This is a genomic window from Streptomyces sp. NPDC002853, from assembly GCF_053591915.1.
The window spans coordinates 460,259-480,142 of the sequence record NZ_JBSFUS010000008.1 but is presented as its reverse complement, the minus strand read 5'-3'; the positions used below and the strand labels follow the sequence as shown (position 1 = coordinate 480,142).

Here is a 19,884-nt window from a genome sequence, read left to right as displayed (position 1 = left end):
ACGGCTGCTCTGCGCGCCGGTTCAACGTCCGTCCGCAGCACGGCGGTTCAACGAAGTTTGCCGACGGGCACCGGTCCGGCGGTACACAAACGGGGGCACGGTTTGTGGGGGACGTGATGGACTTCGACGTGGTGGGCTCACCCGCCCCGGCCGACCTCGCCTGGCTGAGGGGCGTCGACGCCTACACGATGGGCGCCTATCCGCAGGCGGAGGAGGAGTTCCGCGCGGCGGTACGAATGGATCCGGGGATGGCCGACGGCTGGCTCGGACTGCACGCGCTGCGCATCGACACGACGACGGCACTGCTCCGAATGTTCCAGCACAGGGACAGGTTCGGGGAACAGCGCACCCGGCACGGGCGCACGCTCAACTCCTGGTACTGGCTGGGCTGGTGGGTGCAGCCCGTCCTGGAGAGCACGCGTGACCTGCTGCTCGCGCACGCCTCGCACTGGCTGGACGGACGTCATGTCCCGGAGCTCGACCGGGCGTTGGCGGGTCTGCCGCCGGTCGACGCGGATCCGCAGGTGCGCTTCCTGCACGCCTGCCGCTCCTATCTGGTCAAGGACTGGGAGCAGTTGGTCCGGCACACGGACTCGCTGATCGACGACGCGATGCTGGGCATCGAGGCCGGCCTCTTCGGAGGCATGGCCCGCGTACGCCTGGAGATGTACGGCCAGGCCGACCCGCTGCTCTCCGCGGCCCTGATGCGGTGCCGCAGCGAGCAGCCGCAGCGCAAGGAGCTGCGCTACTGGCTGGCCCGCGCGCACGAGGGCACGGGCCGCTCGGCGGCGGCCCTGCCGCTCTACCGCGCGGTGCACCGGGTGGACCCCTCCTTCATGGACACCTCCGCACGGCTCGCGGCGATCTCCGAGGGCGACGGGTACGACGAGGTCACCGACCTGGCGGCGATCGCGCTGTCCGGCTTCGGGCAGGACGTGATGGACGGCCCTGACGGCATCGATCCGCTCTTCGGCACGGAGGGCCGTGACCTGAAGGTCACCGAGCCCGAACTGCCGCCCACCGGCGGCCCCGCCGAGACCGACTCGGTGCGTGAGAAGGCGGTGATCCCCATCCAGCCGGGACTGCCGCAACTGCCGCCGGGGCCCACCGATCCCGCCCTCCTGGAGGCCGCGCTCGCCGAACTGGAGGGAATGGTCGGCCTCGAACCGGTCAAGCGGCAGGTCAAGGCGCTCTCGGCGCAGTTGAACATGGCGCGTCTGCGGGCCGCGCAGGGCCTGCCCGTGCAGCCGCCGAAACGACACTTCGTCTTCTCAGGCCCCTCGGGCACCGGCAAGACCACGGTGGCCCGCATCCTCGGGCGGGCGTTCTACGCGCTCGGCCTGCTCGGCGGCGACCACCTGGTGGAGGCGCAGCGCGCCGACCTGGTCGGCGAGTATCTGGGCCAGACCGCCGTGAAGGCCAACGAACTGATCGACTCGGCGATCGGCGGCGTCCTCTTCGTGGACGAGGCGTATTCGCTCTCCAACACGGGCTACGGCAAGGGCGACGCGTACGGCGACGAGGCCCTCCAGGTCCTGCTCAAGCGCGCCGAGGACAACCGCGACCACCTCGTCGTCATCCTCGCGGGCTATCCCGAGGGCATGGACCGCCTCCTGGCCGCCAACCCAGGGCTCTCGTCCCGCTTCACCACCCGCGTGGACTTCCCCTCGTACCGCCCCCTGGAGCTCACCTCCATCGGTGAGGTCCTGGCCGCCGACAACGGCGACGTCTGGGACGAGGAGGCGCTGGACGAGCTGCGCTCCATCAGCGGGCACGTGGTCGACCAGGCGTGGATCGACGAACTGGGCAACGGCCGCTTCCTGCGCACGCTCTACGAGAAGAGCTGCGCCTACCGCGACCTGCGGCTCTCCGGCTACCCCGGCGAGCCGAGCCGTGACGACTTGTCGACACTCCGGCTCCCGGACCTGATGCAGGCGTACGGCGAGGTGCTCTCGGGGCGCGGGCCGCAGACTCCGCCGGGGATCTGAGGCCCCCGCCCCGGCCTGTCACCGGTCACACCAGGGCGCCGTCCCGGGCCTCCTCCGGCTTGCGGGGCACCGTGACCCGGTGCGCCGGGTCGCGGACCTCGCCGACCAGGAGCTCCAGGACGTCCTCCAGGGCGACCAGGCCGAGCACCTTGCCCGACGCGTCGGCGACCTGCGCCAGGTGCGTCGCGGCCCGGCGCATCACCGTCAGGGCGTCGTCCAGGGGGAGCTCGGCGCGCAGCGTCGTCATCGGACGCCAGACCTGCTGCGGCACCGCGCGGTCCGTCTCGGCGCCGTCGGTGAGATCGAGTACGTCCTTCACGTGGAGGTAGCCCATGAAGGCGCCGTTCTCCGCGCAGACCGGAAAGCGGGAGTAGCCGGTGCGCCCGGTCAGTTCGATGACCTGCGCCGGGGTGACCCCCGCGCCCACGGTCACCAGCGACGCCCGGTCGAGCAGGACGTCCGTCACCGGACGCGAGCCCAGCTCCAGGGCGTCCTCAAGGCGCTCCTGCTCCTCGGGGTCGAGCAGTCCCGCCTGGCCCGAGTCACCGACGAGGCGGTTGAGCTGCTCGCTGGTGAAGACGGCCTCGACCTCGTCCTTGGGCTCGACCCCGAAGAGCTTGAGCACGACGCGCGCGCACGCCCCGAGCGCCACGGTGACCGGACGGCAGAGGCGGGCGAAGGCGACGAGGCCGGGGCTGAACCAGAGCGCGGTCTTCTCCGGGGCGGCCATCGCGAGGTTCTTCGGGACCATCTCGCCGACGACGAGGTGCAGGAAGACCACCACGGCGAGCGCGATGGCGTACCCGAGCGGGTGGATCGCCCCTTCGGGGATGTGCGCCGCCTCGAAGACGGGCTCGAGGAGGTGCGCCACGGTGGGCTCGGCGACCGCGCCGAGCGTCAGGGAGCACACGGTGATGCCGAACTGGGCGGCCGCCATCATCTGCGGCAGATGTTCGAGGCCGTAGAGGACCTGGCGGGCCCGCTTGCCGGCCAGCGGTTCGATCTGGCTGCGGCGCACGGACACGAGCGCGAACTCGGCCCCGACGAAGAAGCCGTTGGCGAGGACGAGCAGGAGGGCGAACAGGAGTTGGAGCATGCTCATCGGGCGGCCTCCGCCACGCTCAGGACTTTCGCGGCCTCTGTGGCCTCTGGGCTTTCCGGGACCCGTACCAGCCGTACGCGCGCGGCGCGGTAGTGGTCCACCTGGCGCACCGCGAGCCGCCAGCCCGGGAGTTCGGCCCGGTCGCCGGGTGCGGGGATGCGGCCGAGCAGGTCGGCGACGAGCCCCGCCACGGTCTCGTACGGTCCCTCGGGGACGTCGAGTCCTATCCGCTGGAGCGTGTCGACGCGGCAGCTGCCGTCGGCCTCCCAGGCGGGGCGGCCGTCCTCGGCAGGGGCCGCGGCGATCTCGGGCAGGTCGAGCAGGTCGTGCTCGTCGCGGACCTCGCCGACGAGCTCCTCGACGATGTCCTCCAGGGTGACCACGCCTGCCGTGCCGCCGTACTCGTCGACGACGACGGCGATGGGCTGCTGGCTGCGCAGCCGCTCCAGGAGCTGCTGCACGGGCAGCGTCTCCGGGACCAGGACAGGCGCCTGCGCGATGCGGCCGACGGGTGCCCGCAGGCGTTCGTGGGCCGGGACCGCGAGGGCGTCCTTGAGGTGCACCATGCCCACGACCTCGTCGATCCGCTCGCGGTACACGGGAAAGCGCGAGAGCCCGGTGGCGCGGGTCAGGTTCACCACGTCCTCGGCGGTGGCCGACGTCTGCAGCGCGCTGACCTTCACGCGCGGGGTCATGACGTGCTGCGCGGTCAGCTCGCCCAGGGAGAGCGTACGGACGAACAGGTCCGCCGTGTCCTGTTCGAGGGTGCCGGCCTGCGCCGAGTGCCTGGCCAGCGAGACCAGCTCACCGGGGGTGCGGGCGGAGGCCAGCTCTTCGGCGGGCTCGACGCCGAAGAGCCGCACAAGACGGTTGGCCGTGGCGTTCAGGAGGGAGATCACGGGTCGGAAGACACGCGAGAACACGTGCTGCGGGCCCGCGACGAACCGTGCGACCTGGAGCGGCTTGGAGACCGCCCAGTTCTTCGGGACGAGCTCGCCGATCACCATCTGCACGGCCGACGCGAGGAGCATGCCGACGACCACGGAGACGCCCGGTACGGCGCCCTTGGGGAGGCCGGTCGCCGTGAAGGGGCCCGCGAGCAGATGCGCGAGGGCCGGTTCGGCGAGCATGCCGACCACGAGCGAGGTGATGGTGATGCCGAGCTGGGTGCCGGAGAGCTGAAAGGACAGCTCCTTGAGGGCGTCGACGACCGTACGGGCCCGTCGGTCACCTTCGGCCGCGGCCTGCTCGGCGTCCGGGCGCTCCACGGTGACGAGCCCGAACTCGGCGGCCACGAAGAAGCCGTTGGCGAGAATCAGCAGGAATGCCGCCCCGAGAAGCAGCAGGGAGGTTGTCATGCCGCCGCCTCCCTGGTGTGTCCAGTCCCGGTATGCCGGGAGGGGGCGGCGCATGTACTACAGGACGAACCGTCCATCGCCGGAGGGAGTCACTCCTCGGGTAGCAGGAGCCCCTGTGGACCGGGCGGGCCCGACAGGGGCGGGGCGGCACACCATGCGTGCCCCGCCACCAGATTAATCAAGACCCGGCCCGAAGCGTCAGCCCTGCGGGCTGCGGGCGTCGGCGAGGGCGCGCAGCGCGCGGGCGTCCTCGATGGCCCGCTGCTTGGCGATGCCCGGCTGGATGCCCAGGGCGGGGAGGCTGGTGCCGTCGCTGAGGTTGAGGAACACCCACGGGTCGCCGGGACGCAGGTTGACCTGGACGATCTCGGCCCAGGCAAGCCGCCTGCTGGTGGCGATGTTCACGACGGTCACGCCGGATTCGTCGGCGACGACCTTGGGCCTGCTCAGGAGCATCAGGACACCGAGGAGCAGCACGCCGGTGAAGATGAAGCTGAGCCGCTCCCCCGGGCTGAGACCCGGGATGAGCAGGGCAATCACCGTGAGGACCACCAGGATGGCGACGCCCGCGGTGAGCAGGACGGCCCGGGTCCGGCTCGGCCGGAAGGTCACGGGCAGGGCGGGGAGCGCGGGAAGCTCGGACATGAGGCGGGTTCTCCTGCCCGTTCAGAGGCGGCAGGCGTGGATGGCCGTGGTCAGGATGGCCCGCGCCCCGATGGCGTACAGGTCGTCCATGATCCGCTGCGCCTCCTTGGCCGGGACCATGGAGCGGACGGCGACCCAGCCCTCGTTGTGCAGGGGCGAGATGGTCGGCGACTCGAGGCCCGGGGTGAGGGCGACGGCCTGCTCCAGGTGCTCGGCACGGCAGTCGTAGTCCATCATCACGTACGACCGGGCGACCAGGACGCCCTGGAGGCGGCGCAGGAACTGCTGCACCTTGGGATCTTCGGTGTCCGCCCCGGTGCGCCGGATGACGACCGCCTCGGACTTCATGATCGGCTCGCCGAACACCTCGAGGCCCGCGTTGCGCAGCGAGGTGCCGGTCTCCACGACGTCCGCGATGACCTGGGCGACGCCCAGCTCGATGGCGGTCTCGACGGCGCCGTCCAGGTGGACGACGGAGGCGTCGATCCCGCTGTCCGCGAGGTGCTTGGCGACGATGCCCTCGTACGAGGTGGCGACCGTCTTGCCCGCGAGGTCCGCGATGGTGCTCGCGGTGCCCGGCTTGGCGGCGAAGCGGAAGGTGGAGCGTGCGAAGCCGAGCGGCAGGATCGTCTCGGCGTTCGCGCCCGAGTCGACTAGGAGGTCCTGACCGGTGATGCCGATGTCGAGCTTGCCGGCCGAGACATAGATCGCGATGTCCTTGGGCCGGAGGTAGAAGAACTCGACCTCGTTCTCGGGGTCGACGAGGACGAGCTCCTTGGACTCCTTGCGCTGCTGGTATCCGGCCTCATGGAGCATCGCCGACGCAGGTCCGGACAGTGAACCCTTGTTGGGGACGGCGATGCGCAGCATGAGGTCGGATTCCTTTGCGTGACGGGAGAGTTAGGCGGAGGGGGCGTACGGCTCAGAGGTGGGCGTACACGTCGTCGAGGGAGATGCCGCGGGCGACCATCATCACCTGCACGTGGTAGAGCAGCTGGGAGATCTCCTCGGCCGCGGCTTCCTTGCCCTCGTGCTCGGCGGCCATCCAGACTTCGGCGGCCTCCTCGACGACCTTCTTGCCGATGGCATGGACGCCCTTGTCGACCAGCTCGGCGGTGCGCGACGTGGCGGGGTCGCCGTTGGCGGCCTTGTGCTGGAGCTCGGTGAAGAGCTCCTCGAAAGTCTTCTTGGACATGATGTCGCTTACTTTACGCGGCTCCCCGGCCCCGCTCACCGCCAGGGTTCGGAGATCGTACGCAGCGTGGTCGCGGTGGCGACGGCCGCGGTGACCGCTTCGTGCCCCTTGTCCTCGCGGGAGCCCGCGATGCCCGCCCTGTCCAGGGCCTGCTCCTCGGTGTCGCAGGTGAGGACGCCGAAGCCGATGGGCACGCCGGTGTCCACCGTGACCTGGGTCAGGCCCTGGGTGACGCCCTGGCACACGTACTCGAAGTGCGGGGTTCCGCCGCGGATGACGACGCCGAGCGCCACGATCGCGTCGTAGCCGCGGCCGGCGAGGACCTTGGCGACGACCGGCAGCTCGAAGCTGCCGGGTACGCGCAGGACGGTCGGCTCGCTGATGCCGAGCTCGTGCAGGGCGCGCAGGGCGCCGTCGACGAGGCCGTCCATGACCTTCTCGTGCCACTGGGCTGCGATGACCGCGACCCGCAGGTCGCCGCAGTTCTTCACGCTCAGTTCGGGTGCACCCTTGCCGCTCACGCGCTTCTCCTGGTTGTCGTTGTGCCGGTACTTACTGGTTGCCGCAGGCGGACACCTCGGGGGCGGTGTCCAGCCAGGGCAGGTCGTGGCCCATGCGGTCCCGCTTGGTGCGCAGGTACCGGAGGTTGTGCTCACCCGCCGTGACCGCCATCGGCTCGCGTCCGGTGACCTTCAGGCCGTGCCGGATGACCGCGTCGGTCTTGTCGGGGTTGTTCGTCATCAGTCGCACGCTGCGGACGCCGAGGTCGTCCAGGATCCGCGCCCCCGCCCCGTAGTCCCGGGCGTCGGCGGGCAGGCCGAGTTCCAGGTTGGCGTCCAGGGTGTCGCTGCCGCGCTCCTGGAGCTCGTAGGCGCGCAGCTTGGAGAGCAGACCGATGCCACGCCCCTCGTGGCCGCGGAGGTAGACCACGATGCCGCGTCCCTCGTCGGTGATGCGCCGCATCGACGCCTCGAGCTGGGGGCCGCAGTCGCAGCGGAGCGAGTGGAAGACGTCGCCGGTCAGGCACTCGGAGTGCAGGCGGACCAGGACGTCGTCGCCCTCGCCGACCTCTCCGTGGACGAGGGCGACGTGCTCGACGCCGTCGACGGTGGAGCGGTAGCCGTACGCCGTGAACTCGCCGAAGGCGGTGGGCAGGCGGACCTCGGCCTCGCGGCGGACGGTCGGCTCGGAGCTGCCGCGGTAGGCGATCAGGTCCTCGATGGAGATGATCGTCAGGCCGTGCTTGCGGGCGAAGGGGATCAGCTCGGGCAGGCGGAGCATCGTGCCGTCCTCGCCCGCGATCTCGACGATCGCGCCGGCCGGGCGCAGGCCCGCCAGGCGTGCCAGGTCGACCGCGGCCTCGGTGTGGCCGTTGCGGACCAGGACGCCGCCCGACTTGGCGCGCAGCGGGAAGATGTGGCCGGGGCGCACGAAGTCGGTGGGCTGATACGTGCCCGCGGCGAGCATCTGGAGCGTGGTCGCGCGGTCGGCGGCCGAGATGCCGGTGGTGACGCCGTGCGCGCCGCTCGCGTCGACGGAGACGGTGAAGGCCGTCCGCATCGACTCGGTGTTGTTCTCGACCATCTGCGGGAGCTGGAGTCGGTCCAGCTCGTCGCCCTCCATGGGCGCGCAGATCAGGCCGCGGCACTCGCTCATCATGAAGGCGATGATCTCGGGCGTGGCCTTCTCGGCCGCGATGACGAGGTCGCCCTCGTTCTCCCGGTCCTCGTCGTCGACGACCACGACGGGCCGCCCGGCGGCGATGTCGCGGATGGCCGCCTCGACGGGGTCGAGGGCCAGGTCGGAGGCGTCTTCTTCGTGTCCCGTGCTGTACCAGACCGGTGCCGCGCTCATGCCGGGGCTCCTTCCATGACGGGCTGCGAGGACGCTGTGCGCGACCGCAGCCACCAGTCGCGCATGCCCCACAGGACGAGCGCGAGATAGATGACGTACACGAGGCCGGAGAAGGCCAGACCACTGCTGAACGCGAGGGGCACCCCGACCACGTCGACCAGGAGCCAGGCGAACCAGAACTCGACCAGACCGCGGGCCTGGGCGACCATCGCCGCGAGGGTGCCGACGAAGATGTAGGCGTCGGGCCAGGGGTTCCAGGACAGGTCGGGGACGGCGGAGAACAGGGCGCCGACCGCGAGGGTGCCGACGGCGGTGCCGCCGAGCAGTACGCCGCGCTCCTTCCAGGTGGCGAACCGGACGGCGATGGAGCCGTCCTGCGCCTGCTGCCTGCCGTTGGTCCACAAGCGCCAGCCCCACAGGGCGACGCCGATGACGAGCAGCTGCTTGCCGACGCCGCCGGAGAGCTGCGCGGAGGCGTAGGCGCCGACGAGGATGAGGCCGGAGAGGAACTGGGCGGGCCAGGTCCATATGGAGCGCCGCCAGCCGAGGGCGAGGGCGATCAGACCGATGGTGTTGCCCACCATGTCGGACCAGATCACGTGCTGCCCGAAGGCCGTGAAGGCTTCGGAGTTGAGCCAGTTCACTTCGTGGCCTCCTGAGCGGGAGCGGGTGCCGGGGCGGGAGCGGCGGCGAGGACGCGGTCGCCGAGCATCCGCTCGACGTACTTCGCGATGACGTCCACCTCGAGGTTGACCGGGTCGCCGGGCTGCTTGATGCCGAGCGTGGTCAGGGCGAGGGTGGTGGGGATGAGGCTGATGGTGAAGTGGTCGATCCCGGCGTCGACCACCGTGAGGCTGACGCCGTCGACGGTGATGGAGCCCTTCTCGACCACGTAGCGGGAGAGGTCCGCGGGGAGCGAGATCTTGACGATCTCCCAGTTCTCGGATGGCTTTCGCTCGACGATCTCGCCGGTGCCGTCCACATGGCCCTGGACGATGTGGCCGCCGAGGCGGTCGCCGACCGCGGTGGGCCGCTCCAGGTTGACCCGCGAGCCCGCCGCCAGTGCGCCCAGGCTGGAGCGGTTCAGGGTCTCGGCCATCACGTCGGCGGTGAACTCGTCGCCCTCGTGCTCCACGACCGTCAGACAGACGCCGTTGACCGCGATGGAATCGCCGTGCTTGGCGCCCTCGGTGACGACGGGGCCACGGACGCGGAAGCGGGACGCGTCGTCCAGGTTCTCGACGGCGGTGATCTCGCCCAGCTCTTCGACGATTCCGGTGAACACTTCAGTGCTCCTTCGCTACGAGGGCTACGGGGGTCGCGGTGACGCGCAGATCGGGGCCGATGCGGACGGTCTCGCTCACGTCGAGCCGCAACGCTTCGGTGATGGTCGTGATTCCGCCGCCGGTGAGGGCGGCGGGGCCCGCGCCGAGCAGGACGGGGGCGAGGTAGGCGATGACGCGGTCGACGGCGCCCGCGGCGACGAAGGCTCCGGCGAGCGTCGGCCCGCCTTCGAGGAGGACGGAACGCACCCCGCGCGCGTGGAGCGCGTCGAGCAGGGCGGGGATGTCCAACCCGCCGTCCGCGCGGGGCAGTCGCACCGTCTCGGCGTCGCTCTGCGGGGTCACGTTGTCGGCGAGCGCGATGAGGGTGGGCGCCGCGTCGTCCAGGACGCGGGCGCCGGGCGTCACCGCGGTGCCGTTCGTGTCGACGACGACGCGCAGCGGCTGAACGGCGCCTTCGATGCCCCGCACGGCGAGGTGCGGGTCGTCGGCGCGCTGGGTGCCGGAGCCGACGACCACCGCGTCGCACTCGGCACGCAGCCGGTGGACGTCGGCGCGGGCCTCGGCGGAGGTGATCCAGCGGCTGCTGCCGTCGGCGGCGGCGATGCGGCCGTCGAGCGTCGCCGCGTACTTCCAGGTGACGTGGGGGCGGCCGAGGCGTACGGAGGTGAGCCAGGCGGCGTTGCCCGCGGCAGCCTCGGCCTCCAGGAGACCCGCCCGTACGTCGACCCCGGCGGTGCGCAGTCGCTGCGCGCCCCCGGTCGCGGTGGGGTTCGGGTCGCCGACCGCGTAGACGACGCGGGCGATCCCGGCGTCGATGAGCGCCTGGGCGCAGGGGCCGGTGCGTCCGGTGTGGTTGCAGGGTTCGAGGGTGACCAGGGCGGTGGCGCCGCGGGCCTGTTCGCCGGCCGCGCGCAGGGCGTGGACCTCGGCGTGCGGACCGCCGGCGCGCTGGTGGTGGCCCTCGCCGACGATGGCTCCGGAGGCGTCGACGATCACGCATCCGACGACCGGATTGGGGCTGGTGGAGCCGAGCCCGAGGGCAGCGAGCGAGATGGCACGGCGCATGGCGGCGAGCTCGTGCTCGTCCGCTGCTGTTGCGGGTGCGGTGGCCACCGGGTCCTCCTGCCTCATAAGGCACGGACTCCGGGGCCTGTCGATGACGACAGAATGTACGGACAGCGGCACCGGGAGCGACGCCGGAAACGAGACCTCTCCCCGGGAAACCCGAAAAGACGGGTATCCCAAAAACAAGCCACTCGGCGACGTGCACGAATGCCCGCCCGCCGCGCACTGCCTCCCATCCGGACTTTCACCGTCGGTCCAGGAATTTCACCTGGTCAACCGACCGCTGGAGGCGGCCGGGTCGCGGACTGTAACCGCCGGTTCGGAATTACACCGACCCCGGAGTGCGCTGCTTTTGGTACGAGGCCAGTGTGCCACGCCTGATCGACGCCCATACGGGCGAACCCCTGTGGCCTGGCTCACAGCAGCCTGTGACAGGCCTCTGACCGGCGGTGACGATCCCTTCGGCCGGGTCGATGTCACAGCGGGCCACCGGCCATCCCCGTCATCGAACCCACCACTACGGGCCAAGAGTTGCTGCCGCCGCGCAAGGCCGATGCTGCGGCCGCACCGCCGTGGCTCAGCCTCCGGGGCCGAAGAGGTCGTCCTGGGCGGCGTCCCTGGCGGCGAGCAGCGCGCCCCGCAGGACCGCGGCGCCGCCGAGCGCGCTCGCGCGCACCTCGGTGTGCAGCGGTGACATGGCGGCGAGGCGCTCCGCCACCCGGGCGGCGAGCGCATCGCCGCCCGCGCGGCCGACCTCGCCGCCGAGGACGACGCAGCCGGGGTCGAGGATCGCGGCCATGGCGGCGGCGCCCACGGCGATCCGGTCGGCGGCGGCGTCGAGGAAGGCCGCGGGGCCGGACTCCACGGCGCGGCGCATCATGTCCGCGGCCTGGCCCCCGGCCGCCATGCCGTGCTTCTCGCCGAGCTCGCGGAGGGCGGCGGCGCAGGCCAGCGAGTGGAAGCCGCCTTCGCAGGCGGTGGCGGACGGCAGTACGTGGGTGCCGGGCACCGGCAGGAAGCCGATCTCCCCGGTGCCGCCGGACGCCCCGCGGCGCAGGCTCCCGTCGAGCACCACGGCGGCGCCGACGCCTTCGCCGAGCCACAGGAGGACGAACGTGTCGCGGTCGTGGGCGGCGCCGTCGCGCTGTTCGGCGCGGGCGGCGAGGTTGGTCTCGTTCTCCACGAGCACGCGGGCCGGGAGCCGCTCCTGGAGGGCTCCGGCGAGGCGGCGGTGCCAGGCGGGCAGCGAGGTGGTGTCACGCAGTTCGCCGGTGGCGGGGTCGATGAGGCCGGGTGCGCCGATCGCCACGGTGTGCAGCCGCCGGACCCCGCCGTGCCGCGCGGTGCGTTCCACCAGGGCGACGGCGCGTTCTACGGCGGGGCTGGTGCCGGTGTCGCCGCCGATGGGCTCGGATGCCTCGGCGAGCTCCGCGCCGAGCAGGTCGGTGATCACGACGGAGAGGCCGTCGGTGCGTACGTCTACGGCCGCGAGGTGCGCCCGGTCGGCGACGATCCCGTACAGCCGGGCATTGGGGCCCCGGCGCCGGGCACCTGCCTCCCCCACGACCGCGATCAGGCCGGAGCCCTGGAGGCGCTCGACCAGGTCGGCGACCGAGGGCCGGGAGAGGCCGGTCAGCTGCTTCAACTGGTTGGCCGTCAGCGGCCCTTCGCGCTGCAGGAGCCCCAGGGCGAGCCGGTCGTTGATGGCCCGGGCGGTGCTCGGTGATGCGGGCATGCCGGGGATCCTTCCATAAAGCTGCTATTTATCAGGCAGGGTTCCTGATAGTTTACGTCGCCGTAGCGGGGCGGACCTCGGGAGGGGCGGAGCATCGATGAGTGAAGTGACCTACGACGTACGTCAGTTGAAGCGGGCGCGGTACGCCGTGGCCGCCGTCTTCTGTGTGCACGGCGCCGTCACCGGCTCCTTCGCCACCCGCGTGCCCTGGATCCAGGAGCACGCCGACCTCAGCGCCGGACTCCTCGGCCTCGCCCTCGCCTTCCCCGCGATCGGCGCCTCGGTGGCGATGCCGCTCGCGGGCTGGGTCAGTCACCGCTTCGGCGCGCGGACCGCGCTGCGCGGCCTGCTCGCCCTGTGGACGCTCTCCCTGATCCTGCCCTCGCTCGCGCCGAACCTGCTCACGCTCTGCCTGGCCCTGTTCGTGTACGGCGCGACGGCGGGCATGTCGGACGTGGCGATGAACGCCCTCGGTGTCGAGGTCGAGGCCCGCATGAAGAAGTCGATCATGTCGGGTCTGCACGGCATGTGGAGCGTCGGCGCCCTGATCGGCTCCGCGGCCGGCACGGTCGCCGCCCATCTGGGCTCGGACGCCCGGCTGCACCACGCGCTCGCCGCCGCGGCGCTCACCGCGGTCGGCCTGGTCGCCTGCCAGGGCGTGCTCGACCTGCAGGCGGAGCCCGAGGACGAGGCGCCGCCGCGCTTCTCGCTGCCGCCCAAGTCGGCGCTCCTGATCGGCGCGGTCGGCTTCTGCGCGGTCTTCGCCGAGGGCGCGAGCCTGGACTGGTCGGCGGTCTATCTGCGGGACGTCCTGGACAGCTCGGCGGGTGTCGCTGCGGCGTGCACCACCGGATTCACGCTCACCATGGCCATCGCGCGGCTCGCGGGCGACGCGGTGGTGGACCGCTTCGGCGCGGTCCGCACGGTGCGCGTGGGCGGCGTGGTCGCGGCGCTCGGCGGTCTCCTGGTGGTGGTGGCGCCGCACCCGGCGGTCGCCATGTCCGGGTTCGCGCTGCTCGGGCTCGGCATCGCGGTCGTGGTGCCCCTCGCGTTCGCCGCGGCCGGACGCAGCGGACCGAACCCCAGCCAGGCCATCGCGGGCGTCGCCACCATCACCTACACGTCGGGCCTGATCGCCCCGTCCGCGATCGGCACGCTCGCCGACGCGACGAGCCTGGTGGTCTCCTTCGGCCTGGTGACCGTGCTCGCCTGCGGGCTCGCGGTGTTCGCGGGAGTGCTGCGCACGGACGCCCGCGAGGTCACTGAGGCCGCTCCGGCGGACGCGCCCGCCGGGAAACCGTGAACCTTACGCCGGATTAACATTGCGCTGACTCATTCAGGTCTTGACAAAGTCGGGCGCACAGAAGGCGGAACAGAACCATGGATCTCGGCGTGCGCTGGAGACTGCACGGCGACGGGCGCACCCCCGCGCCCGGAGCAGTCGTCCGTCCCGACGAGCGGCTCTCGTGGCCGCGCACCTTCGGGCTCGGCGCCCAGCACGTGGTCGCCATGTTCGGCGCGTCCTTCGTGGCGCCCGTCCTGATGGGCCTCGACCCGAACCTCGCGATCATGATGTCGGGCGTCGCGACGGTCATCTTCCTGCTCGCCACGCGTGGCCGGGTCCCCAGCTACCTGGGCTGTTCGCTCTCCTTCGTGGGCGTGGCCGCCGTCATCCGCGCGCAGGGCGGCTCCTCCGCGACCGTGACCGGCGCGGTCTTCGTGGTCGGCGCGGCGCTCTTCCTGGTGGGTCTGGCCGTCCAGAAGTTCGGGGCGCGGATCATCCACGCCGCGATGCCGCCGATCGTCACCGGCGCCGTCGTCATGCTGATCGGCTTCAATCTGGCGCCGGTCACCGCGTCCACGTACTGGCCGCAGGACCAGTGGACGGCGCTCCTGGTGATGCTGTTCACCGGTTTGGCCGTGGTGTGCCTGCGCGGATTCTGGTCACGCGTCGCGATCTTCCTGGGCCTGATCTTCGGGTACGTCCTGTCCTGGGTCCTCGACCTGGTCTTCGGCAAGATCCACTCGGCGGACGGCTCGGGCAAGGTCGTCGACCACTGGCGCCTCGACCTCTCCGCCGTCGGCAACGCCGACTGGATCGGCCTGCCGACCTTCCACGCGCCGAGCTTCGAGTGGTCGGCGATCCTCGTCGCGCTGCCCGTCGTCATCGCGCTGGTCGCCGAGAACGCCGGGCACGTCAAGGCGGTCGGCGAGATGACCGGTGACTCCCTGGACGACAAGCTCGGCACCGCCATCTCCGCCGACGGCGCCGCCTCCATGCTCTCCACGGCGGTCGGCGGCCCGCCCAACACGACGTACTCCGAGAACATCGGCGTGATGGCCGCGACCCGCGTCTACTCCACGGCCGCGTACTGGGCCGCCGCGTGCTTCGCCCTTCTCTTCGGCCTCTGCCCCAAGTTCGGCGCGGTCGTGGCGGCCATCCCGGGCGGTGTCCTCGGCGGCATCACCGTCATCCTGTACGGCATGATCGGCCTGCTCGGCGCCCAGATCTGGATCAACGCCGGGGTGGATCTGCGCAATCCGCTGAACCTCGTCCCGGCCGCCGCGGGCATCATCATCGGCGTCGGCGGCGTCTCACTGAAGATCACCGACAACTTCGAGCTGAGCGGCATCGCGCTCGGCACCATCGTCGTGATCACCGGCTACCACGTGCTGCGCGCCTTCGCCCCGCCGCACCTCAAGTCGCAGGAGCCGCTGCTCGATTCGGGCACGTCCACGTACGACGAAGCGGACGGAAACGAGAGCGGCGACGGCTCTCAGCCGCGCGCCAAGTCGTAGGCGTAGCCGGGCGTGAACATCCCCGGCGCACCCTTGCAGCCGTCGGACTCGCCCGGCAGTTTGACCCACAGATAGGCGTCGATGCGGGCCTGGCCGGTGCGCAGTGTCGGGCTCGACCCGAGCCCGCGGCCGGCCGGGTCGCACCACTCGCCGTCCGCAGGGGCGCCGTTTCCGTTGCGGCTCGTGTCGATGACGGCGCCGAGGCCCGCCGGACCGCCGAGCGCGGACAGGACCTCTCGGGCGTACGCGGTCTCGGCGTCGGTGCGGTGGAAATTCGAGACGTTGGTGAAGACGCCGTCGGACGACGCGGAGGATGCCGCGCCCGCCGCGCGCAGCCGTCCGGCCTGTTTGGCCGCGGCGTTCCAACCGGAGTGCCCGGCGTCGTAATAGACCCTGGCCCTGGGATTGGCGGCCTTCAGGGTGCGGCCCGCGCGGGCGAGCGAGGCATAGCGGGCCGAGCGCTCCTGCGCCGAGAGGCACTCGGAGAGCGCGATCGCATCCGGTTCCAGGATGACGATGACCTCGCCGGAGCCGAGGCCCGCGGCGAACTTCCCGATCCACGCGTCGTACGCCGCGAGGTCCGGCGCACCGCCCTGCGACGCGCCCCCGCAGTCACGGTCCGGTATCGCGTACGGCACGACGACGGGCACCCGGCTCCCCGCGTTCGACGTCACCGCGCGCACCCGTGACGTGATGGTCCCCGGCGCGTACTCCGCGAACCACACGGCAGCGGGATGGGCGGCGATCCGCGACTCGATGAGCGGCCGGCGCGGGTCGCCGCGATTGGCCCTGACCCAGTCCAGGACCTGTGAATCACCGTGTCGGTAGAGGGAGTTGGAAGAGGCAGCCGCGCTGCTCGGCTTCTTCGGGCGCTGCGTCGAGGGCTTCGGTCTCGGCTTCGGGGATGCGGAGGACTTCGCGGGCGAAGGCTTCGCCGAGGTCTTCGAGGCGGACGGCGTCGGCACCGCGGGCAGCGGTTCCAGCGTCGGCGACTTCGTCACCTTCGGGCGCGCCTGGTCCTTGCCGCCGCCTTCGTCCACGGCGGACACCATTCCGGTGACGGCGCCGACGGCGGCCACGACCGACGCCGCGGCGACCGCGACGCCACGGCGGGCGGCGGCCCTCCGCTCGGCCCGCCGTTCGGCGCGATGTCGTGCGCGGTTACCTGTCACAGTGCTGTCCCTCCCTCTCCCGTGTCCCCCTGACACGGCGTGCCGGCTCCCCTCCCCAGGGGCACACGCGGCTGTCGTTCCCTCGTTCTGGGGAAGCGGCCGGTGCGGTGGCACTCGGGCCAGCCTAGGGCTGGGACCCTGCCACCATGGCGCAGTCGGAGCGGTTCGCGGAGTTCACAGGCTCGGCACACGGGGTTGACGGCGTGGTGACGCGGATGCGCGCGCTGGGCGCCGGCTTCCCCTCGGGCGACGGGGTCGGGGTCTTCAACCGGGTCTATCTGTCGGTGACCGAAGAGGTGGGCCGCCATCTCGACACCGGTCGTTTCCGGGACACCGGAGCCGCGGTCACGCTGGACGTGCTCTTCGCCGAGCGCTATCTGCGGGCGGTCGACGCGGTGGCCGCCGACCGCAGGCCGCCCGCCTGCTGGCGCCCGCTGTTCCAGCTCCGGCGCCATCCCGGCGTACGTCCGCTGCAGTTCGCGCTCGCGGGCATCAACGCGCACATCGGCCACGACCTTCCGCTGGCCGTCATCGACACCTGTCGTACGCTCGGCTGCGAACCGGCGGACCTGGAGGACGAGTTCGACCGCGTGGGCGACATCCTCGTCTCGCTGGAGGAGAGCATCCGCGAGGAGCTGATGCCGGGCCCCGACCTCTTCCAGATCGCCGACCCGCTCACCCACCTGCTGGGTTCCTGGAGCCTGGAGCGGGCCAGGGACGGCGCCTGGGCGACGGCACTGGCGATGCGGGCGCTGGACGAACTGCCTCTCGTCGCTCAAGGGTTCCGAGAGCGTCTGGACGGAGCGGTCGGCCTGGTGGGCCGGATGCTGCTGACTCCCCTGCCGGACTGATCCGGCCGCCGTGCGCCCGCCGCCGGGGAACTACCCGCAAATAGCTGTACGTTGAAGGCAGTGACCCCGGATGCGAAGGAGCACCAGCATGGCCACACGACTCGGTCTCGGCCTCCCGCAGGGCCGGCAGTACAGCATCGGACGGGATGTCCCGGCTGTCGCCCGCGCCGCCGAGGAGATCGGGTACGAGAGCCTGTGGGTCTATGAACGCGTCCTGTTCCCCGAGCCCGCGACCCAGGGTCTGTACGGCATCGAGGGACTGCCCTGGCCCGACACCTACCGCTCGGTGCCCGATCCGCTGATCACGCTCACCCTGGCGGCTGCCGCCACCGAGCGGGCCCGCCTGGGCACCAGTGTCCTGGTCGCCCCGCTGCACGTGCCGTTCCAACTGGCGCGCTCGCTGGCCACGTTGGACGCGGCGAGCGGCGGCCGCGTCGTCGCGGGGTTCGGCACGGGCTGGTCCCGTGACGAGTACGCGGCTTCGGGGGTGGCCCCCTTCGAGCAGCGCGGCAAGGTCCTGGACGAGCTGATCGACGTCTGCCACGCGGTGTGGGGCCCGGACCCGGTGTCGTACGAGGGCGAGCTGACCACGATCGCCCCCTCGGTGGTCGGCCCCAAGCCCGCGCGCCCCATCCCCATCCTGCTGCCCGCCAACAGCCCGCGCGCCCTGCGCAGGCTCGTCGACCGCGCCGACGGCTGGATGCCGGTGGGCGTGGGCGCCGAGAAGCTGGCCGAGCAGGCGCAGGCCCTGAAGGAACTGGCCGCCGAGCGGGGCCGCACGAAACCGGTCCAGAGCGTCCTGCGGGCCAACGCGCGGTACACGCCGACCCCGTACGAGGGCGAGAAGCGCTCCCCCTTCCGGGGCAACGTCGCCCAGATCGTCGAGGACATCGAGGCACACGCCTCCACGGGCTCCGTGGAGGAGATCCTCATCGAACTCGCGGGCAGCACACGGGACGCGGAGGAACTGAAGGACGTGGCGGCGGAGGTGTACGAGGCGGCGAGGGCGGCCGGGGTCTAGGCCCTAGGGGCGCGGGGAACTGCGCGACAAGCCACGACGGCCCGGCAGATTCCCACGCGCCCCGACTGAGACGGCGCTCAGTCCTCAGGCAGCTCGACGGGAGCAATCTCGTCGTACACATCGCCAGGACCGGGGTTGGTCGCGTCCGTGGCCCCGCCGAAGTGATGCATGACGCCCCACACGGCGTTCAGCGCGGTCTGCACCGCCCCCTCGGCCCACCCTGCCGTCCACGAGATGTCGTCACCGGCGAGGAAGATGCCCCGCTTGTCCTCGGGCAGGGACTCCTGCATGAAGTGCGTGAACAGGCGCCGCTGGTAGCGGTAGTGCCCCGGCAGGTTCGCCTTGAAGGCGCCCATGAAGTAGGGCTCGTTCTCCCACGACACCGTCACCGGGTTGCCGATGATGTGCTTGCGGATGTCGACCTTGGGATAGATCTCGCCGAGCGACTTGAGCATGACCTCCATGCGCTCGTTCGCCGAGAGCGGCAGCCACTTCAGGCTGTCGTCGCACCAGGTGTAGGAGAGGCAGATGACGGCGGGCTTGTCCGGGCCGTCGTCCAGCAGGTAGGTGCCGCGCGTCATGCGGTCGGTGAGCGTCATCGACATGACGTCACGGCCGGTCGGGTTCCCCCTGTCGTCGACGGCCTTGTCCAGCCAGAACGGCCGGTCGACCGGGACGAAGAGCTTGGAGGACTCCATGTAGTGGGTCCGCTCCATCGCCGTCCAGTGGTCGATGGGGAAGAGCGTGTCGTCGCACGCGATCTTGCTGAGGAGCAGCCAGGACTGGGCGGTGAAGATCGCCGCCTGGTAGGTGCGGATGTCGCCCGAGGCGTCGGTGACGGTGACGCGGTTGCCCGCGGTGCGGTCGAGGCGGGTCACGGCGGGCTTCGGCACGCCGCCCTCGTGCAGCGAGCTCAGGGAGGTTCCGGGCGCCCAGTGCACGATCTTCTGCGGCTCGCGGTCCCACATCCGAAGGGGCAGCTGCTGGCTGCCGCCGACGATGCCGCGGTGGTGGTCGTCGGCCTCGGTGTAGACGACGCGCAGGATCTCCAGGATGGAGTTGGGGAAGTCGGTGTCCCAGCCGCCCGTGCCGAAGCCGACCTGGCCGAAGATCTCGCGGTGCCGGAAGGACTTGAAGGCCTCGGACTCGCAGAGGAAGCCGTAGAAGGTCTGGTTGTCGAGCTTCTCGACGAGCTTGGACCAGATCTCGCGGATCTTCGGCACGTCACGCTCGCGCAGGGCGCGGTTCATGTCGGAGAAGTCGGCGCCCTCCTCCAGGCAGTCGTTCCACGCCTTCGCCACGTCGCGGTAGACCTGCGGCAGGTCGGCGACGGTCTCGGCGTAGTGCGACTCGCCCTTGAGGTCGACGACCGTGGAGGGCGTCGACTCGGCGAGCGGGTTGGGGAACGGCTGGGTCTTGAGGCCCACCAGGTCGATGTAGTGCTGCAGCGCCGTCGAGGACGGCGGGAAGCGCATCGCGCCCATCTCGGCGGTCAGGTCACCGTCACAGCCCTCGAAGCCGACGGTGCGAAGCCGGCCGCCGATCTGGTCGGCCTCGTAGACGACGGGCTTGAGGCCCATCTTCATCAGTTCGTACGCGGCCACGATGCCGGAAAGGCCACCGCCGATGACCGCGACCTCCGTGCCGTGCTCGGTCGCGGGTATCTGGCCGAGGCCCGCGGGGTGGGCGAGGAAATCGTCGTACGCGTAAGGGAAGTCCGGACCGAACATGGTGATCGGCGGCTGGGCGTCGGTGTGCTGGACGGCGGTGGGCACCGTGGACGTCATGGGGTACGGACTCCTTGCGGGAACGG

General features: G+C 71.4%; 18 protein-coding genes and 1 riboswitch. Of the genes, 5 read left to right on the top strand and 13 right to left on the bottom strand.

Annotation, left to right across the window (positions count from 1 at the left end):
- Positions 1–116 precede the first annotated feature (116 nt).
- Entirely contained in the window at positions 117–1,988 is a 1,872-nt protein-coding gene (locus ACWD02_RS24300) for an AAA family ATPase (RefSeq protein ID WP_451214434.1), read from the top strand.
- A gap of 25 nt (positions 1,989–2,013) precedes the next feature.
- On the opposite strand, the gene ACWD02_RS24295 is transcribed toward ACWD02_RS24300, so the two are convergent.
- The 11 genes from ACWD02_RS24295 to ACWD02_RS24245 form a co-directional block, all read right to left on the bottom strand.
- Entirely contained in the window at positions 2,014–3,090 is a 1,077-nt protein-coding gene (locus ACWD02_RS24295) for a hemolysin family protein (protein ID WP_451214432.1), read from the bottom strand.
- Positions 3,087–4,448 (bottom strand): hemolysin family protein, encoded by a 1,362-nt coding sequence (locus tag ACWD02_RS24290; protein ID WP_451214430.1) that lies wholly within the window; start codon positions 4,446–4,448, stop codon positions 3,087–3,089. The genes ACWD02_RS24295 and ACWD02_RS24290 overlap by 4 nt, the downstream gene beginning before the upstream one ends.
- A 198-nt stretch (positions 4,449–4,646) precedes the next feature.
- A complete protein-coding gene (locus ACWD02_RS24285) occupies positions 4,647–5,093 on the bottom strand; it encodes a PH domain-containing protein (RefSeq protein WP_451214429.1) in 447 nt (148 codons plus the stop codon).
- 21 nt (positions 5,094–5,114) lie between these two features.
- Positions 5,115–5,963 carry an ATP phosphoribosyltransferase gene (gene hisG, locus ACWD02_RS24280; protein ID WP_451214427.1) on the bottom strand — a complete coding sequence of 283 codons (849 nt, stop codon included), beginning with the start codon at positions 5,961–5,963 and terminating at the stop codon, positions 5,115–5,117.
- 52 nt (positions 5,964–6,015) lie between these two features.
- The gene (locus ACWD02_RS24275) at positions 6,016–6,288 is read right to left on the bottom strand and encodes a phosphoribosyl-ATP diphosphatase (RefSeq protein ID WP_055564821.1); all 273 of its coding nucleotides are present in this window, start codon (positions 6,286–6,288) and stop codon (positions 6,016–6,018) included.
- A 35-nt stretch (positions 6,289–6,323) separates the two neighbouring features.
- A complete protein-coding gene (ribH, locus tag ACWD02_RS24270; protein WP_451214425.1) occupies positions 6,324–6,809 on the bottom strand; it encodes a 6,7-dimethyl-8-ribityllumazine synthase in 486 nt (161 codons plus the stop codon).
- A gap of 31 nt (positions 6,810–6,840) precedes the next feature.
- Complete coding sequence (locus ACWD02_RS24265) at positions 6,841–8,142, bottom strand: bifunctional 3,4-dihydroxy-2-butanone-4-phosphate synthase/GTP cyclohydrolase II (protein ID WP_451214423.1); 1,302 nt, start codon at positions 8,140–8,142, stop codon at positions 6,841–6,843.
- Positions 8,139–8,726, bottom strand: coding sequence for a nicotinamide mononucleotide transporter family protein (locus ACWD02_RS24260; protein ID WP_363211160.1), 588 nt, complete (start codon positions 8,724–8,726; stop codon positions 8,139–8,141). Before ACWD02_RS24260 ends, ACWD02_RS24265 begins: the two co-directional genes overlap by 4 nt.
- A gap of 56 nt (positions 8,727–8,782) precedes the next feature.
- Complete coding sequence (locus tag ACWD02_RS24255; protein WP_451214421.1) at positions 8,783–9,427, bottom strand: riboflavin synthase; 645 nt, start codon at positions 9,425–9,427, stop codon at positions 8,783–8,785.
- A 1-nt stretch (position 9,428) separates the two neighbouring features.
- Positions 9,429–10,493: a bifunctional diaminohydroxyphosphoribosylaminopyrimidine deaminase/5-amino-6-(5-phosphoribosylamino)uracil reductase RibD gene (gene ribD / locus ACWD02_RS24250; RefSeq protein WP_451214591.1), complete on the bottom strand. Its 1,065-nt coding sequence runs from the start codon at positions 10,491–10,493 to the stop codon at positions 9,429–9,431.
- A 218-nt stretch (positions 10,494–10,711) separates the two neighbouring features.
- Positions 10,712–10,842: riboswitch (FMN riboswitch) on the bottom strand.
- 228 nt (positions 10,843–11,070) lie between these two features.
- A complete protein-coding gene (locus ACWD02_RS24245; RefSeq protein WP_451214419.1) occupies positions 11,071–12,228 on the bottom strand; it encodes an ROK family transcriptional regulator in 1,158 nt (385 codons plus the stop codon).
- Between the two features lie 97 nt (positions 12,229–12,325).
- Here ACWD02_RS24245 and ACWD02_RS24240 point away from each other — a divergent pair, with 97 nt between their 5' ends.
- On the top strand, positions 12,326–13,531 hold the full coding sequence (locus tag ACWD02_RS24240; RefSeq protein ID WP_451214417.1) for an MFS transporter: 1,206 nt from the start codon (positions 12,326–12,328) through the stop codon (positions 13,529–13,531).
- Between the two features lie 77 nt (positions 13,532–13,608).
- Positions 13,609–15,027, top strand: a complete 1,419-nt coding sequence (locus ACWD02_RS24235; protein ID WP_451214416.1) for a uracil-xanthine permease family protein — start codon at positions 13,609–13,611, stop codon at positions 15,025–15,027.
- On the opposite strand, the gene ACWD02_RS24230 is transcribed toward ACWD02_RS24235, so the two are convergent.
- On the bottom strand, positions 15,006–16,199 hold the full coding sequence (locus ACWD02_RS24230; protein WP_451214414.1) for a glycoside hydrolase family 6 protein: 1,194 nt from the start codon (positions 16,197–16,199) through the stop codon (positions 15,006–15,008). The genes ACWD02_RS24235 and ACWD02_RS24230 overlap by 22 nt on opposite strands.
- A 146-nt stretch (positions 16,200–16,345) precedes the next feature.
- On the opposite strand from ACWD02_RS24230, the gene ACWD02_RS24225 reads away from it, so the two are divergent.
- Together ACWD02_RS24225 and ACWD02_RS24220 are read left to right on the top strand one after the other, a co-directional pair.
- On the top strand, positions 16,346–17,050 hold the full coding sequence (locus ACWD02_RS24225) for a DUF5995 family protein (RefSeq protein WP_451214412.1): 705 nt from the start codon (positions 16,346–16,348) through the stop codon (positions 17,048–17,050).
- Between the two features lie 88 nt (positions 17,051–17,138).
- Complete coding sequence (locus ACWD02_RS24220; protein WP_451214410.1) at positions 17,139–18,071, top strand: LLM class F420-dependent oxidoreductase; 933 nt, start codon at positions 17,139–17,141, stop codon at positions 18,069–18,071.
- Positions 18,072–18,148: 77 nt separating this feature from the next.
- Here ACWD02_RS24220 and ACWD02_RS24215 read toward each other — a convergent pair whose 3' ends face one another.
- Complete coding sequence (locus ACWD02_RS24215; RefSeq protein ID WP_451214408.1) at positions 18,149–19,858, bottom strand: flavin monoamine oxidase family protein; 1,710 nt, start codon at positions 19,856–19,858, stop codon at positions 18,149–18,151.
- Between the last annotated feature and the right edge of the window lie 26 nt (positions 19,859–19,884).

Coding starts and splice junctions, on each gene's coding strand:
- ACWD02_RS24300 (WP_451214434.1), top strand. CDS start 117: ATGGACTTCGACGTGGTGGGCTCACCCGCCCCGGCCGACCTCGCCTGG.
- ACWD02_RS24295 (WP_451214432.1), bottom strand. CDS start 3,090: ATGAGCATGCTCCAACTCCTGTTCGCCCTCCTGCTCGTCCTCGCCAAC.
- ACWD02_RS24290 (WP_451214430.1), bottom strand. CDS start 4,448: ATGACAACCTCCCTGCTGCTTCTCGGGGCGGCATTCCTGCTGATTCTC.
- ACWD02_RS24285 (WP_451214429.1), bottom strand. CDS start 5,093: ATGTCCGAGCTTCCCGCGCTCCCCGCCCTGCCCGTGACCTTCCGGCCG.
- hisG (WP_451214427.1), bottom strand. CDS start 5,963: ATGCTGCGCATCGCCGTCCCCAACAAGGGTTCACTGTCCGGACCTGCG.
- ACWD02_RS24275 (WP_055564821.1), bottom strand. CDS start 6,288: ATGTCCAAGAAGACTTTCGAGGAGCTCTTCACCGAGCTCCAGCACAAG.
- ACWD02_RS24265 (WP_451214423.1), bottom strand. CDS start 8,142: ATGAGCGCGGCACCGGTCTGGTACAGCACGGGACACGAAGAAGACGCC.
- ACWD02_RS24260 (WP_363211160.1), bottom strand. CDS start 8,726: ATGGTGGGCAACACCATCGGTCTGATCGCCCTCGCCCTCGGCTGGCGG.
- ribD (WP_451214591.1), bottom strand. CDS start 10,493: ATGCGCCGTGCCATCTCGCTCGCTGCCCTCGGGCTCGGCTCCACCAGC.
- ACWD02_RS24245 (WP_451214419.1), bottom strand. CDS start 12,228: ATGCCCGCATCACCGAGCACCGCCCGGGCCATCAACGACCGGCTCGCC.
- ACWD02_RS24240 (WP_451214417.1), top strand. CDS start 12,326: ATGAGTGAAGTGACCTACGACGTACGTCAGTTGAAGCGGGCGCGGTAC.
- ACWD02_RS24235 (WP_451214416.1), top strand. CDS start 13,609: ATGGATCTCGGCGTGCGCTGGAGACTGCACGGCGACGGGCGCACCCCC.
- ACWD02_RS24225 (WP_451214412.1), top strand. CDS start 16,346: ATGGCGCAGTCGGAGCGGTTCGCGGAGTTCACAGGCTCGGCACACGGG.
- ACWD02_RS24220 (WP_451214410.1), top strand. CDS start 17,139: ATGGCCACACGACTCGGTCTCGGCCTCCCGCAGGGCCGGCAGTACAGC.
- ACWD02_RS24215 (WP_451214408.1), bottom strand. CDS start 19,858: ATGACGTCCACGGTGCCCACCGCCGTCCAGCACACCGACGCCCAGCCG.